The organism is Burkholderia sp. Bp9143 (genome assembly GCF_003853645.1).
Classification (GTDB): domain Bacteria; phylum Pseudomonadota; class Gammaproteobacteria; order Burkholderiales; family Burkholderiaceae; genus Burkholderia.
Genome location: NZ_QTPO01000045.1, coordinates 1 through 15,173 on the forward strand (window position 1 = coordinate 1; position 15,173 = coordinate 15,173).

The 15,173-nt window shown below is 68.8% G+C and carries 12 protein-coding genes; all 12 read right to left on the reverse strand.

Going from position 1 to position 15,173, the window contains the following annotated elements; genetic code table 11:
• Positions 1–245 (reverse strand): ESPR domain-containing protein (locus DIE23_RS40760; protein ID WP_311767833.1); only part of this gene is annotated, 245 nt, incomplete at its 3' end.
• Between the two features lie 83 nt (positions 246–328).
• The gene (locus DIE23_RS28650) at positions 329–2,014 is read right to left on the reverse strand and encodes a ShlB/FhaC/HecB family hemolysin secretion/activation protein (protein ID WP_311767834.1); all 1,686 of its coding nucleotides are present in this window, start codon (positions 2,012–2,014) and stop codon (positions 329–331) included.
• Positions 2,015–2,442: 428 nt separating this feature from the next.
• Positions 2,443–3,480 (reverse strand): acyltransferase, encoded by a 1,038-nt coding sequence (locus DIE23_RS28655; protein ID WP_124615188.1) that lies wholly within the window; start codon positions 3,478–3,480, stop codon positions 2,443–2,445.
• Entirely contained in the window at positions 3,477–4,574 is a 1,098-nt protein-coding gene (locus DIE23_RS28660) for a hypothetical protein (protein ID WP_260436185.1), read from the reverse strand. Before DIE23_RS28660 ends, DIE23_RS28655 begins: the two co-directional genes overlap by 4 nt.
• Positions 4,564–5,856 carry a polysaccharide biosynthesis protein gene (locus tag DIE23_RS28665; protein ID WP_124615189.1) on the reverse strand — a complete coding sequence of 431 codons (1,293 nt, stop codon included), beginning with the start codon at positions 5,854–5,856 and terminating at the stop codon, positions 4,564–4,566. Before DIE23_RS28665 ends, DIE23_RS28660 begins: the two co-directional genes overlap by 11 nt.
• Positions 5,850–7,022 carry a polysaccharide pyruvyl transferase family protein gene (locus tag DIE23_RS28670; RefSeq protein WP_124615190.1) on the reverse strand — a complete coding sequence of 391 codons (1,173 nt, stop codon included), beginning with the start codon at positions 7,020–7,022 and terminating at the stop codon, positions 5,850–5,852. Before DIE23_RS28670 ends, DIE23_RS28665 begins: the two co-directional genes overlap by 7 nt.
• Positions 7,019–8,257, reverse strand: a complete 1,239-nt coding sequence (locus DIE23_RS28675; RefSeq protein WP_124615191.1) for a glycosyltransferase — start codon at positions 8,255–8,257, stop codon at positions 7,019–7,021. The genes DIE23_RS28670 and DIE23_RS28675 overlap by 4 nt, the downstream gene beginning before the upstream one ends.
• Positions 8,254–10,551 (reverse strand): polysaccharide biosynthesis tyrosine autokinase, encoded by a 2,298-nt coding sequence (locus DIE23_RS28680; RefSeq protein ID WP_124615192.1) that lies wholly within the window; start codon positions 10,549–10,551, stop codon positions 8,254–8,256. Before DIE23_RS28680 ends, DIE23_RS28675 begins: the two co-directional genes overlap by 4 nt.
• Positions 10,548–11,045, reverse strand: a complete 498-nt coding sequence (locus DIE23_RS28685) for a low molecular weight protein-tyrosine-phosphatase (protein ID WP_124615193.1) — start codon at positions 11,043–11,045, stop codon at positions 10,548–10,550. Before DIE23_RS28685 ends, DIE23_RS28680 begins: the two co-directional genes overlap by 4 nt.
• Entirely contained in the window at positions 11,042–12,193 is a 1,152-nt protein-coding gene (locus tag DIE23_RS28690; protein ID WP_124615194.1) for a polysaccharide biosynthesis/export family protein, read from the reverse strand. The genes DIE23_RS28685 and DIE23_RS28690 overlap by 4 nt, the downstream gene beginning before the upstream one ends.
• Positions 12,194–12,245: 52 nt before the next feature.
• Complete coding sequence (locus tag DIE23_RS28695) at positions 12,246–13,658, reverse strand: undecaprenyl-phosphate glucose phosphotransferase (protein ID WP_124615195.1); 1,413 nt, start codon at positions 13,656–13,658, stop codon at positions 12,246–12,248.
• 495 nt (positions 13,659–14,153) lie between these two features.
• Positions 14,154–15,170: a 1-aminocyclopropane-1-carboxylate deaminase gene (locus DIE23_RS28700; RefSeq protein ID WP_124615196.1), complete on the reverse strand. Its 1,017-nt coding sequence runs from the start codon at positions 15,168–15,170 to the stop codon at positions 14,154–14,156.
• Positions 15,171–15,173: the final 3 nt, after the last annotated feature.

Sequence of the window (15,173 nt, forward strand, 5' to 3'; positions counted from 1 at the left end):
AGCGCGAAGGCGGGCAGGGCGGTGAAGCCGAGCAGCGAGAGAGCGGCGGCGACGCGCTTGGCGCTGCCGGGCTTGGCGCGCCGGCGCGCGGTTTCCCCGACGGCGCTCCAGCATCCCTGGGTCTGGTTCCAGACCAGTGCGTAGGTCTTGTTCATGAAATGACGTTCCTCTGGAAAAGTACAGGGTGACCACTTCGTATTGATACGTATACCTAACGAAGTGGAAAAATCGGAAAGACGCGACATGCACGCTTCCGACGGTGAGGGCGGCTACGCCGCCCGTGCTACTTGCGGCCCCACCCGGTGGCGGGCCGCGCATCCAGCGCCGCTCAGAAATACTGGGCGGCTTGCAACCAGACACTCGGCGACCGCGTGGCCGACGCGACCGGATCGGCGTAACCGACCGGCAGTGCGGCGGTGACGCTGACCTGATGGCGCGTGCCGAACCAGTTCACGCCGAGGCCGAGCGACGACAACTGCACGGTGTTGCGCTCGCGTGACCATCGCTGCTTGCTGAGTTGAATGCGTCCCGTGTCGGCGAACGCGCTCAGTTGCCAGCCGGGCGCGGCGAGATAGCGCAGTTCGGCCGTGGCCTGCCAGCCCTGGTCGCCGCTGCCGGCGCCGAGTGCGAATGCGCGCACGCCGTACGGGCCGCCGAGGCTGAATTTTTCCGACGAGTCGAGATTGCGCGACGACAGTTGTGCGCTGAATTGGGTGTAGAGCTGGAATCGCGAGCCGAGCGCCTGCAGCCGCAGCGCACTGACATTCAGCTTCGCGAACTGGCCGTGGGTATGGACGTAGTAGTCCATGTCGAGCGGATCGTTGCCGCTCAGGTGACCGATGCCGAGCGTGGCGGAGAAGCCGGTCCGGCCGCCGCCGCCGAGCGTGTCCTGATGGTTGCCGCTCACGCCGAACGACCACAGATCGACGGTCTTGTCGTTGACCACGTCGAACGTGCCGTACACGTCGCGCAGATGCTTGTTTTCGTAGACGACCTGCGCGTCGAGGCTCGTGCGCCTGCTGCGCAGCAGCGGCTGCGTGACGAACGCGGAGCGAACGTCGGCGCCGCCGTGATAGCGGAGATCCTTGAGGCTGCCGCCGATCCGGTAGTCCATGTCGGAATACGCGACGCCGACGCGCGTCGACGCGGGGCCGACGGGCAGTTGATACGACGTGCGGTAATAGCGCTGATTCGTGTTGCTCGTCAGTCCGCGCAGCGAGAAGCGATCGCCGACGCGCAGCGGCGCATTGACGTCGACACTGCCGGTCGCGCGGTAGCGGCCGGTCAGCGGATCGCCGAAGTTGTCGAGTTCGATCGAGCCGGTGGCGAAGCGACCGGGTTCGGCATCGATCACGAGATCGGTCGTGCCGGGTTCGGCACCGGGGCGCAGCGTGCCCTTCGCATCGACGCCGGGCATCTCGTTCAGCAACATGAGGCTGCGCTCGAGACGGTTGCCGTGCGCGATCTCGCCGGGCTGCAGCGACGCAAGCGGTTGACGCAGCGCGCGGTCCAGCACGCGCGTGCGGTTGTGCCATTCGATCTGTCCGTAGCGGCCTTCGACGACGGCGATGCGCACGATGCCGTGTTCGATGTCCTGGCGGGGAAGATACGCGCGGGCGAGGACGTAGCCGTGTGCGCGGTAGTACGCCGTGATCCGGTTGGCGGCCTGTTGCAGATCGCCGAAGCTCAGCTCGCGGCCGACGAGATCGCCGAGCAGCGGGGCGAGCCGTGCGGCGGGAATGGCCGCATTGCCTTCGATGGAGAATGCGCTGACCGTGACGCGCGGGCCCGTTTCATCGTTTGCGGCAGGCTCGGGTTCGGTGGGCGCGATGTTGATCTTCGGGCCGGCGGCGGCAGGCAGCGACGGCCGCTCGGTCTCGATGTCGCGCATCGATTGTCCGGCGCTCGGTATGGGCTGAGCATGGACGAGGCCGGGAACGAGCAGCGCCGCGGCGAAGCGCCAGTGACGCCACGCGCGGGCGCCGGCGTGGCGGTCGCGACGCGTGCGCGACATGGCGAGGTTTGCCGGCTGAGGTGTTGCCGGCAAACCGGAGATGGCGGTCGATAGGCAGACGGCCGCCGGCGCTCGAGTGCGACGGATGAATTGAATATCCCACCCCGGATCGGAAAATGTGGACCGATCTCAAGCATCTGTGCCGGTCCGTTGATATAGGCGGGGATATTACGAAACGGTTGCGGGCGTGGATATTGAACGAGTACGAGCGCGCATCCCGGAAACCTCTGTCTTGCCTGATTCTTGTCCCGATGTGCGTTCGGCGCATGCGTTGGCGTATCGGACGGCGATGCGAAGGCAACGATTGTTGTCATGACCTGAAATTCCGGCCGCGATTGTGCGCGGTTTCGGACGCCGGCCGATGTGCGAAGCAGCGTGGCCGGCGCGATCCGCCCGACGGGACTGGTCGCACGGCGGCGACGGCGCGTTCAGGTTGCCGTCGGCGCGCGTCGCGGTCGCTTGCGGCGCCCGTCGAACATCGCCAGCATCGGTTTTTCGATCATGACGTGACAGGCATATCCGGCCACGCATACGACGGTCAGGATGGCGGACGTCGTCACGATACCGAGCGGCGTCCCCAGATCGGCACGCACGCCCGCGATGCGCGTCGCGATGCCGATCACGTACGGATGCAGCAGATAGATCGAATAGCTGGCCGCACCGAGCGCCGCGGCGAGCGTGTTCGTGATGGAGCGGCCGTTCAGGTCGAGCGCGACCAGCGCGACGATCAGCACGCACGCCGGCACGCCCCATCCCGCGACGCGGGCGAAACCGGCCGGCGTGCCGCCGACGAACGGAAGCAGCGCGATCGCCGCCACGCTCGCGGCAACGAGCCCGATCCATGTACGCGGCGCGACGCGGCTGGCGATTCCGGACGCGAGCACGCGATGTGCGAGCACGCCGAGACCGAATTCGAGCACGAACGGCTGCCCGAGATGATCGGCCAGCGCACTGCGCGTGCCGTGGACGGCGACATACGTACAGAACAGCGCGAGCAGCAGCGCCGCGAACGCGGTCGCGTGGCGGCCGCGCACCAGCAAGAGCGCGAGCGTGACCACGACGTAGAACAGCATTTCGTACTCGAGCGTCCAGCCGTTCAGGTTCAACGGTCCCCAATGACCGTTCTCCTTCACGTAAGGAATGAACAGCAGCGACTTGACGAGATAGTCGAAGCGCGCGGTCGTCGAGTTCAGCCACAGCGGCTGCCATGCCGCGATCGCGTACACACCGAGCGTCGTCAGCCAGTACAGCGGCACGATCCGGACCAGCCGCTTGCGGAGGAACGCGCGGCCTTCGCGTGGCGCGACCTGCGACATGATGAAGCCGCTGATCACGAAGAACACGTCGACGCCGGCCTGCCCGGACGGCAGGACGTTCATGTGATAGGCGACAACCGCGAGCGCCGCGCAGGCGCGCGCGCACTGGATATTCGGAAAGAAGGCACCGGGGCGGTCGAGCGTGTTCATGGGCGAAAACGGGAAAGTCGTGACGATGGGCGCGGCGCGCCGGGACCGGGGTTCGGCGCGCCGCCGGGGCGCGAGCGGCGCGGCCCGCGCGCGTCGAACTGCAACGCGCAGAACAGCGCGACGCTCGACAGGTGACGCGTATAGCTGCCGAGATCGGGCTCGAACAGCATCGATACGGCGACGTGGCCGATGACGAGGCACGCGAGCAGATCGGCGGGGGCCAGTGCGTTGCCGCGCCCGTGCCGCCATGCGGCGGCCAGCGCGATCCAGACGAACGCCTGCATCGCGAATTCCTTCGGCCCGGGCATGAAAAGTACCGGCAGGTTCAGGCGCAGCACGCCGTACGCGTAGTTCGCGCAGAACGCCAGGAACGAATCCGGCGGCAGCGGGTTGCGGAAACTCGTGCGCGCGCCGAACGGCGAGCCGTATGCGAGATAGTCGGCGGCCATGTCGCGCGGATGTTGCAGCAGGTAGTACGCATCGTTCGGCAGCAGGAACAGCACGACCGGCACGGCCAGCGCCAGCGATACCCTGCCGCGCCACGATGCGCGCCGAAACAGCAGCACGGCGAGCGCGAGCGCGAGGATCAGTGCGAAATAGCCGCGGACGAGCAGCGCGTAGCCGCCGTACAGCGCGACGGCCGCGACGAGCGCCGCGGCCGTCGAGCGGCGTTGCGCGACGCCGCTCAGCACGATCGCCATCAGCACGACGATCGTGTCCTTGCTCGCGACGAACAGGTTGAAGAACACGCAGGGCGCGAGCAGGACGATGCATGCCGCGAGCGAGCCCGCGCGCCTGCCGTGGCCGAGCGTGCGCCAGATGCACAGCGCACCGACGGCGGCCACGAACAGGTGCGTGCCCGTCGTGCCGAGCGCGGCGTAGAACTTGGCCACCGCGTCGAACGACGTGCCTTCGTAGGTGTTCGCGCCGCCGATCTGGCTCTGGATCTTCTCCGCGTCCCGGAATACGAATTCCGGCAGGAGCGCGCCGGCCTTGGCATAGATGATCCAGTACGCGAGCACGGCCAGCGCGGCGATCGCGCGCGTGATCCCGGTACTGAGCCGCGGGCCGGCGCGCAGCAGTTTATCCAGCATGTGCCGGCCCCTCCGTCGCCCGTTCGGCGCGTCGCGCGCCGGCGCGGCGCACGACGATCAGCGCGAGCGCGGCAGCGATGGCGATGCTTGCCACGAGGTGCGCGAACGCCGCGCCTTCGGCGCCCGACACGCCGATCAGATGTCCGGCGACCGGCACGTAAAGCAGCGCGAGCCCGGCCATCGCGGCGAGCACGATGCCGCCGGCACGCAGCGCGATCGCGGCAGTCCACAGAACGTCCGTGGCCGCACGCAGCACGAACGAGACGAGCAGCACCACGAGCAGCGCGACCTGGCCCGACCCGCCCGGCTCGTGCGCGAGGGCGAACAGTTCGCGATGGACGGCGACGATGCCGGTCGACACGAGCAGCGTGACGACGGCACTGGCCGCGACCGCGTGCAAGGTGCGGCGCAGGAACGCGTCGGGCGCGTCGGCGAGCGTGCGCACGAGGCGCGGGCCGGCCGTGACGACCACCGTCGCGAACGCGACCGTCTGCACGGCATTCGCGATCGACCACGCGAATACGTACTGGCCGAGCGCGTCGGCGCCGATGCGGCTGCCGGCGATGAAGCGCTCCGCGTATTGAAGCGACGACAGGATCACGGCAGCCACATAGAACGGCAGGCCGTGCCGCCAGACGCCCCACATGCGCCGCGGACGTTGCACGGGGGCCGGCAACCCGATGCCGCGCGTGCGTTGCGCGAACGCACCGATCTTTCGCCATGCGATCGCGACGACGATCGCGTTGGTCGCGATCCACAGCGCGAACACGGACTCGATCGACTGCAGTGCGCCGGCGAGCAGGCCGGCGCATGCGAGGCCCGACCACGCGCCGGTGCGCACGAACAGCAGGATCGCGCCGATGCGCGGCCGGTGCAGCGAGAACAGCCAGCCGTTGACTTCGAACGCGGCGTGCTCGGACAGTGCGACGAGGAGCACGCACCACGCGAGCGGCGTCGACAGCGCGAACCGGTCGAGCAGCGCGACGACCGCGGCGTTCGTCGTCGCGACGGCGAACGCCGTGGCGATCATCAGGTACAGCGCGCCGTAGCCGATGCCGAGTGTGCGCGCGTGGCCGATCGCGTCCAGCGGGTCGGCCTCGCTCAGCCTGCGGTTGAGTTCCGGGCCGAAGCCGAGCCCGAGCGCTTTCGACGCGATGACCGACGCGGCGACCGCGAGCCCGTAGGCCGCGACCGCGTCGAAGCCGATGGTGCGCACGATGACGATCGTGAGCGCGAACTTCAGGCCGAGCGCCGAGAATCGGAGCACGAGGCGCGTCAGCATCGGGCCGCCCGGTCGGTGTGAAGGGCGGCGCGCAGCGCGTCGATCACGCGGGTGCGCGCCGTGCGGATCGGTGCGAGGCCGGCGCTCGCGGCGGACCAGAATGCCGTCGTCGCGCCGGGCGCGAACAGTGTCGCGGTCACGCGCGACGGATCGAAATCCGCTCCGTTGACGACCCAGTCGTCGAGCCGCAGGTCCGCATACGCGCCGAACCCCTTGCGTTCGTAGCTGACATGGAAGGCCGGCACGCCATGCAGGATCGATTCGAGCGCGCCGTGCAGCCGGACCGATACCGTCGCATCGGGCCGGTCGTGCTCGAGCAGTGTCTTGAGCGGAACGAGGGCGTCCCGGATGCCGAGGCTCTGGTAGTAGGCGAGATCGTCGTTGCCGCGCCCCGTGCTCTGGACCGCGAAGCTGACCCGGCACGACTCGCGAACCTGCTCGACGAGCCGGGCGATCGCCGCGTCGTAGCGGTTGCGCCGCGCCGTGCTCCACGCGGGCGCACGGCGCAACACGAACGCGACATGCCGTATCGGGCCGTCGGCGTGCGCGGCGCGCTGCACGATCGCATCGTGGCGATGCGCGAAATCGAGCACCGCCAGGTCGGGCGCACGCCGCACGTTCGGATGCGCGGCAAGGCAGGCCGCGGAACGATCGTCGCGAACGAACACCGTGTCGAAGGACGCGAGCAGCGCCTGCAGGTGCGCGTCGACAGGGCGTGCCGACATCACCGGGCCGATGCTCTGCGGCAGGTAGACGGCCGGCTTGCCGGACGCACGGGCGGCGCGCATCTGCAGTAGATGACCCGCTTCCAGCTTGAGCGCTTCGATGGTGTTGCGTGCGCGCAGGTAGCCGCCGCCGACGCCGACGATCATGTCGACTTCGTCGAGGAGTTCGCCCAGCGGGCGCAGCCGGCCGTTGGCGCGCACGTGCAGCACGGCGCCGGCTGCGGCGGTCAGCCTGCGCCAGCCGCGATCCGCGAGCACGGGCGCCGCGCGCACGTCGTCGTAGGCGGGAAACGATGCGGGGTCGGCCGCGACGATCGACACGCGGGTCGCGTCGCCGAAGGCCTCGCGCAGCAGTCCGACGGACAGGTCGACGAGCAGGCCGTCGCCCGAGTTGCGCGTGCTGTACGCATGCAGCAATGCGATACGAGGGGATGAGGTCATGCGGTTTTTCCTTGTACGACGAGTGCGCGATAGAGATCGAGCGTGCGCCGGACCATCGTCGCGGCCGAGAACGGGGCGAGCGCCGCCGCGCAGTTGGCGCGCATGCGATCGCGCTGCGCCGCGTCGTCGGCGAGCGCCACGACGGTGCGCGCGAACGACGTCGTGTCGTCCTCATTCGGCACGACGATGCCGATGCCGTACGCATCGATCAGCTCGGCCGCACCGGCAACGCGCGACGCGACGATCGGCACACGCGCGGCCATCGCTTCGAGGCATACGTACGGAAAGCCTTCGTAGCGGCTCGGCAGCGCGAACAGGTTGAATGCGGAGAAGTAGCGGCTCGCGCGCTCGACGGCGCCCGCGACGTGAAGGTTCGGCGGCAGATACTCGGCCTCGGGGCCGGCCGCCGCATTGAAATCGCCGGAACCGATCGCGACGAACTGCACGCCGCGCCCGCATTTTCGATAGACGCCGCGCGCGATTCGCACGAGCCGGTCGATGCCCTTCTGGTGGTCGAAGCGGCCGACGAAGCCGACGACGATCGCGTCGTCCGGCAGGCCGAGCGCCTGCCGCGCGTCGCGTCGCGGCATCGTGTCCGGCGGCTTGACACCGTTGACGATCGTCGTCACGCGGTGAGCGGGGATGCCGAGCGCGTCGTGCAGGTGCCGTGCCTCGTCATGCGATACCGCGATGATCCGGTGCGTGCACAGCCGGCCGAGCAACCGCTCGATCGTGCCGTAGAAGCGGCGCTGCGCATCGGTCAGCGACGGATTGAGCGTGTAGACGGCGTGCGGCGTATAGACCTGCCGCCATGGCCCGACGCACAGGCGCGCGATCGCACCGGCTTTCGAGCTGTGGCTGTGCACGACATCCGGCCGGATCTGGAGCAGGCAGCGATACACGCGCGCGACGGCCAGCGCGTCGCGCCAGCCAACGGCCCGCTGCATCGGGATGCGATGCACGCTCGCGCAGCGGGACAGCACGCGTTCGTCGAGGATGCGCGCGTCGAAGCGCGCGCCGTCGGGCACGATCAGGTGCAGTTCGACGCCGTCGGTCGCACCCAGCCCGTCGATCAGGTCGGCGAGATGGACGGCCACGCCGCCGCCGGCGGCTTCCGCGACGAGCGCGATGCGCAGGCGCGGCGCGCCTTGGGCGCGCGTGTCGGCGGTGTGCGGAACCGGTGCATGACGGGTTTCGTCGGCGGCAGTGCGTTCGAGGTGGCGGATTTCGCTCATCGTGTGCCTCCGCGATGCAACCGGGAGAGGCAGGCCCGCAGCGCGCGGCGGACCGGCGAGCCGGCACCGTCGCTCGGCGGCCCATAGCGGTATTCCGCATAGCGGTACGCACCGTAGCGCGAACCGTAGCGGCCCGTGCGTGGATCGACACCGTTGAGCACCACGCCGCTCGCGGCTATGCCGTTGTGCGCGAGGCGGCGGGTGGCTTCGCCGAGTTCGGCGAGACGTGTCGATGCCGCTCGGGCGGTCAGCAACACGGTGCCCGCATGGCGTCCGAGCGCGACTGCGTCGGTGACGGCGAGAATCGGCGCCGCGTCGATCACGACGCGGTCGTAATGCGCCGACAGCGCATCGAGCAGCGCCGCGACGCGATCGTCGGCGAGCCATTGCGCCGGATGCTCGGGCATCGTGCCGGTCGCGATGAAATCGAGATTCGGGAGAACGTTGCGGTGAATCGCGTTCTCCGGGGTCGTGTCGCCGGACAGCAGTTCGGACAGACCCGATTCGCGCGGGAGGCCCAGCGCTTCGTGCAGATAGCCCTTGCGAAGATCGCCGTCGACGAGCAGCACGCGTTCGCCGCCGGCGGCCAGCAGCGCCGCGAAATTCGCCGCGACGAACGACTTGCCCGCGCCGGGCACGGGGCCCGTCAGCAGCAGCACGTTGTTGCGCGCGCCCTGCATCGCGAAGCGCAGCGCGGTGTGCAGGCTGCGCAGGCTTTCGACCGCGGGGTCGTGCGGATCCAGCGCGCTCAGCAGGTGCGGCGCGGGCAGGCGTTGCGCGAGGTGTCGTGCGACGCGCCGCTGGCCGGCGGATTCGGGGACGGTCGCATAGACGTCGATACCGAGATGCCGCTCGATTTCGTCGGCATCGCGCACGCCGCCGAACAGGTAGTCGCGGACAAATGCCAGCGCGACGCCGAGCAGGAGCCCGACCAGCGCCGCCGCGGCGATCACGACGGGCCGGTTCGGACGGACGGCGTCCTCCGGCACGATCGGCATGTCGACGATCCGCACGCTGCCGGTCTTGCCGGCCCGGACCAGTTCGAGCTGCTGCGCGTTGGCGAGCAACGCCGTATAGAGGTCGGTATCGACCTTCACGTCGAGCATCAGCCGCACGGCGTCCTGCTGCAGGTCGGGCAGGCTGCGCACACGGTGTTCGAATCCCTGCTGCTCGCGCGCGAGCGTGGCGATCTGCGCGTCGAGCGCGACCATGTCGGGATGGCCTGCCGCGAAGCGCGACGCCATCTCGTCGCGCTTTTGCTGCAATTCGAGCCGGCGTGTCGCCGTGTCGGCCGATTGCTGCAGGAGCAATTTGGCTTCGGCGTCGAGATCGATCGTGCCGTTCGCGTTGCGCAGGTTCGTATAGCGTTGCTCGGCATCCTGAAGCTGCTTCTTGAGCACCGGCAACTGCGCGTTGAGGAACGCGAGCGATTGCGCGGCATCGGCGGACCTGCGCTCGATATGCTGGCGGATGTAGTGGCTCGCGACGGCCTGCAGCTGTGCCTGCACGCGCTGCGGATCGTTCCCGCGCAGCGTCGCGACGATCACGCCGGACTGCTTGATCTTTTCCTGGACGTCGAGCCCGCGACGCAGCGTGTCGATCGTTTCGGCGCGCGATTCGCGCACGAGCGTGAAGCGGGTGCCCGGAAGCGCGTCGATGCGCGCGACATCGATCGCGACCGGGCCGTCGGCCGTGTCGAAAGCCTGCGGGCGGCCGATCGTGCCGGTCACCGGTGCGGGCAGCGCGGCACCCGTGAGGCGGTACCGGCCGGCGTCCAGCAGCGACAGTTCGAAGCGTTCGCCTTCGAGCGACTTCGGCACGTCGAAGCGCGTGAATTCGGCCGACTCGTGACCCCATGCGTAGCCGCCCAGACCGAACACGCCGGGGCGTGTCATCCCCGGATTGAAGCGCGATACGAATTCGCCGACGACGGGGAAGCGCTTCGGCCGGACGACGATGTAGCTGCGCAATTCATCGACCGCGCGCGTGACGACGAGCCGCGACGCAAGGATTTGCGCTTCGGCCGCGGCGCTCGACTTGACGTCGAACAGCGACGATACGTCGCCGAGCACGCTCTTGGCGGCGGATGTGTCGCCGCTGTCCTCGACCTGCACCATGATGTCGGCCTGGTACTGCCGGTGCGCGAGGAATGCATACAGCGAACCGGCGCCGATGCAGGCCGCGGTGACGACGGCGATCAGCCGGCGCCGGGAAACGAGCACGTCGATCACGCCGGCGAGATCGAGCTCGGCGTCGCGATCGTGCGGACGCTCGTGAGAGGGAGGGGATGTCATCGGTTCGATCCGGAAGGCGGAGAAGTGGGAGGAGGCAGCGACGCGATGCGTGCGGACCACGCGTCGACGCCGCGCTCGATGAGCCGCAGGCTGTGCTCGAACGACGCGCGCGGGCCGAGATACGGATCCGGTACGTCGAAGCCGGACGGGAGGCCGGCCGAAGGATCGGGCAGGCCGAGTCGGAACACGCGGCCGCGCAGCGCCGGCAGACACTGCTCGAGCCAGCGCTTCTGCGCGAGGTCCATGACCAGGATCAGATCGGCACGCGCCGCGAGCGCCGGCGGCAGGCGACGCGCGCGATGCGCGTCAATGTCGAAGCCGCGCGTGCGCATCAGGTGAACGGCGTGCGGATCGGCCGGCTGACCGTCGCACGCGCCGATGCCGGCCGACTGCACGTCGACGCCAGGCAGCCGGGCACGAAAGAGCGCCTCGGCCATCGGGCTGCGGCAGAGGTTGCCGATGCACACGACGAGCAGGGTGGCGACGGACCTCATTTGATGGCGAGCGCGGCCGCCGTGCTGGCATTGACGCCCGGCAGCAGCAGACTGAGCACGCGGCTGAAGCGCACGAGGCCGTTGCCGTCGACATAGACGACGTCCTTCGGCTGCAGCTCGAACTCGTTGGCGAGCACCATCGACACCGGCGAGCGCGCGTCGAGATGGAACACCTGCGGGTTGTCCGTGCCGGAGCCGCGGATCACGAACATCTGGGCCGCGTCGGCCGTGCCGGCGTTCACGCTGCCGGCCTGCGACAGCGCGTCGGAGAGCGTGAGGTGGCCGTCGCGCAGCGGTACCGCGAGCGCCGGCTTGTTGACTTCGCCCATCACGTACACGCCGTAGTCGCTGCGGGCGGGCACGTGCAGCAGGTCGCCGGCGGCGAGCACGACATCGGCCGGATTGCGGCCGTGACGCAACATCCGGCTCAGGTCGAGCGGATAGGTTTCGCCGCCGCGCACGAGCGTCATGCGGCTTTGATCGGCGGTCTGGCTCAGGCCGCCCGCGCGGCCGAGCGCTTCGTAGAGCGTCATCGGCACGTCGTTGACGGGCTGCGCGCCCGGCGTGCGAACCTCGCCGTCGATATAGACCTGCTGCGACCGAAACGATGCGACGCGCAGCGTCACCTGCGGATTGCGATAGACGCGTGCGAGCGCGCCGGCAATCCGGGCCTGGGCCGCGTCGGCGGTCAGGCCGGCGACCGGCACGTCGCCCGCGAACGGAAACGACAGGTTGCCCTGCGGATCGACGACGAAACCGGCGACGGGGTCGGCCGCGCGCGGCGTGCCCTGCGGTGCGGCGCCTTGCGCGGCGGCCAGTTCCGGGTGGTCCCAGACGGTGACCTGCAACACGTCGCCGGCACCGATCCGATACGGGCCGGCAGGCGCGGCGAGCCGGTCCGACTGGATGCCCTGATGGCGGGCAGCCTGTGCATCGAGCTGGCGGATCAGGCCGGCGTCGATCCGCGTCATCCGGAACGGCGGCGCGCCGTCGGCGGCTGTGCCGCCGGTCGAGTCGGGCGCCGTGCTCATGCGCATGCCGGGTGCGAATGCGCAGGCCGACAGCGCAATGCATAGCGTCGCGGCCAGCAGCCCGCGCGCGACGGCCGGATGCGCGGAGCCGCTCCGCGCGTTCAGTGCGGTTTTCATTTGCAATCCTTATCGTAAGTCGGCGACCGCTCGAGCAGGCGCCGCATGCGTGTCAGTACGCGTTGCTGTGGGTCCAGCCGCGCAGGACGGTGGCCATGACGATGCGCATGTCGAGGGCGAAGGACCAGTTGCGCAAGTAGTAGAGATCGGCTTCGACGCGGCGCTGCATCTTCTCGACGCGATCGGTTTCGCCGCGCAGGCCGTTGATCTGCGCCCAGCCCGTGATGCCCGGCTTGACGCGATAGCGGTGGATGTAGCCGTCGACGATCTTCCGGTAGAGGTCGTCGTGTTCGAGCGCATGGGGGCGCGGCCCGACGACGGACATCTCGCCGCGCAGCACGTTGACGAACTGCGGCATCTCGTCGAGGCTGGTGCGGCGCAGGAATGCGCCGATTCGGGTGACGCGCGGATCGTCCCGCGTCGCCTGCCGCACTGCGCGATGATCGTCGTGCAGCCGCATCGTGCGGAACTTGATGATCGTGAACGACTTGCCGTTGGCGCCCTTGCGCTGTTGCCGGAACAGGACGGGCCCCTTCGACGACAACCGGATCGCCAGCGCGATCACGAGCAGCAGCGGCGCGGTGAAGGTCAGCACGGCGGCCGCGAACAGCCGGTCGAAGACGGCCTTCTGCAACAGCGCGCGGGACGACAGCGGCGACGCGACGAGGTTGATCGCGGGCGCGCCGACCAGATCGATCATTTCGCCGTCGAACATCGCGAGCTTGCTGACGTCCGGCACGAGCCGGATGTTGACGAGGTCGTCGTTGAACGCATCGAGCACGGCCATCACGGTGCGGGCCTCGTCGATCGGCAACGCGAGCCAGACTTCGGGAATCGCGTGCGTGCGGACGTGTCGTGCGAATGCGTCGAGCGAGCGAAAGGACGCGACATCGACGCGGTCGCCGTGTGTCACGACGCCGAAGTCGAGCGTTGCCGCCGCGCGAAAGCCGGCCGACGGCAGCCGGCCGATGCGGTCGAGCAGGGCGTCGCGATGCGTGCCCGCGCCGACGACGGCGACGCGGCGGTCACCGTCCTGGGCACGCGCGATCCGGTCGAGCGTCGTGCGGGCGACGAGCCGCGACGCGACGAGTGCGATGCCGCTCAGGGCCGTCCACAGCAGATGCCAGTAGGGCGAAACGTTCAGTGCGGGAGGGAGGGCATGCATCACGAACGCGGCGCTGGCCTGGGCAAGCAGCCATGCGAAGGCGGTGACGGCGGCGGCGCGGTATTTCGATCGGCCGGCCGGCACGTGATAAAGGCGGAATGCAGGAAACAGCATCAGCGCGAACGTTGCCGCGCAGGCGACGTTCGCGAGTTCCGCGGCCCCGCCGTGTTCGGGGACGGGCGAAACCAGCGTTGCGGCAAGCGCGCCGGCCGAAATCAGCACGACGTCGGAAACCCTGGCGATTGCCCCTCCGGCGTTCTGCGACGCGTGCCCGCGTCGTGCTTCGAAAGACGTATCCATATACCCTGTTGCTACCGTTCTGGTTGACCCTGCGCCGGTTGCCATCCCGATTCCGCGGGCAAGAAGGCACATCCGGCGGATGCCGGAGGTGGCTGCTTCATTGCGCGGAATTGGCAATCGATGGACGGGGGCGCTGCTTGACTTGCTGTCGGTCGGGCGCATTGCGCCGGTGCTTTCGGATTCGCGTTCGCATTGCGCGAATGTTTGCGAAACGTTGCGATCGAATCGACCGGGTCAATTTTCGGTAAGTGGGGTACTGATTTAAATAGAACGCCTACTAAATGACATCGTCAGGGGTTAGTACATGTACGAATGATTTGATGCCAATCCGTATTGGCTCGTCTTCTTGACGGGACGAAGCGCGGAAATGGCGGGAAGCGGGGGCGGGTTGCGCTCAATCCCAAACGATCGCGGCCCGATGCGGACAATTTCCGCACGGGCCGCCGCGACCTCGTGACGCATGCAATCGCGCGCCGGATCGACGCCGGATGCGCGTCACCCGTTGCGGAAGATCTCCGCGTAGGCGCTCAACGCCGGCACGCCGCCGAGATGCGCATACAGCACCTTCGACCCCGGCTCGAATTCCCCGCGCCGCACCTTGTCGATCATCCCGTGCATCGATTTCCCTTCATAGACGGGATCGGTCAGCATTCCTTCCAGCCGCGCACACAGACGAATCGCCTCCAGCGTGCCGTCGTTCGGCAGTCCGTATTCCGGCCCGGCATAGCGCGTGTCGAGCACCACGTCCTTCTCGTCGATATCGCGCCCCAGCCCGACCAGCTCGGCCGTGTGCCGCGCGATGCGCGTGATCTGCTCGTGCGTGCGCTCGGGCGTCGCCGACGCGTCGATGCCGATCACGCGATCCGCGCGTCCGTCGGCCGCGAAGCCGACGACCATCCCCGCCTGCGTGCTGCCCGTGACCGAGCAGACCACGACGTAATCGAACTTGAAGCCGAGCTGCGCTTCCTGCTCGCGCACTTCTTCCGCGAAGCCGACGAACCCGAGCCCGCCGAGCGGATGCTCGGAACACCCGGCCGGAATCGGATACGGCTTGCCGCCCGCCTGCCGCACGCTTTCCATCGCTTCTTCCCAGCTGCGGCGAATGCCGATGTCGAAGCCGTCGGCGACGAGCCGCACGTCGGCGCCCATCATCCGCGACAGCTGGATGTTGCCGACGCGGTCGTACACGGGGTCTTCATAGTTGACCCAGTGCTCCTGCACGAGCACGCACTTCATTCCGAGATGCGCGGCGACGGCCGCGACCTGGCGAGTCTGGTTCGATTGCACGCCGCCGATCGACACGAGCGTGTCGGCGCCCTGCGAAAGCGCATCGGGGACGAGGTATTCGAGCTTGCGCGTCTTGTTGCCGCCGAACGCGAGGCCGCTGTTGCAGTCCTCGCGCTTCGCATACAGCTCGACCTTGCCGCCGAGGTGCGCGCTCAGGCGCTCGAGCGGCTGGATCGGCGTCGGGCCGAACGTGAGTGGATAACGGGGGAAACGTTGCAGGTTCATCGA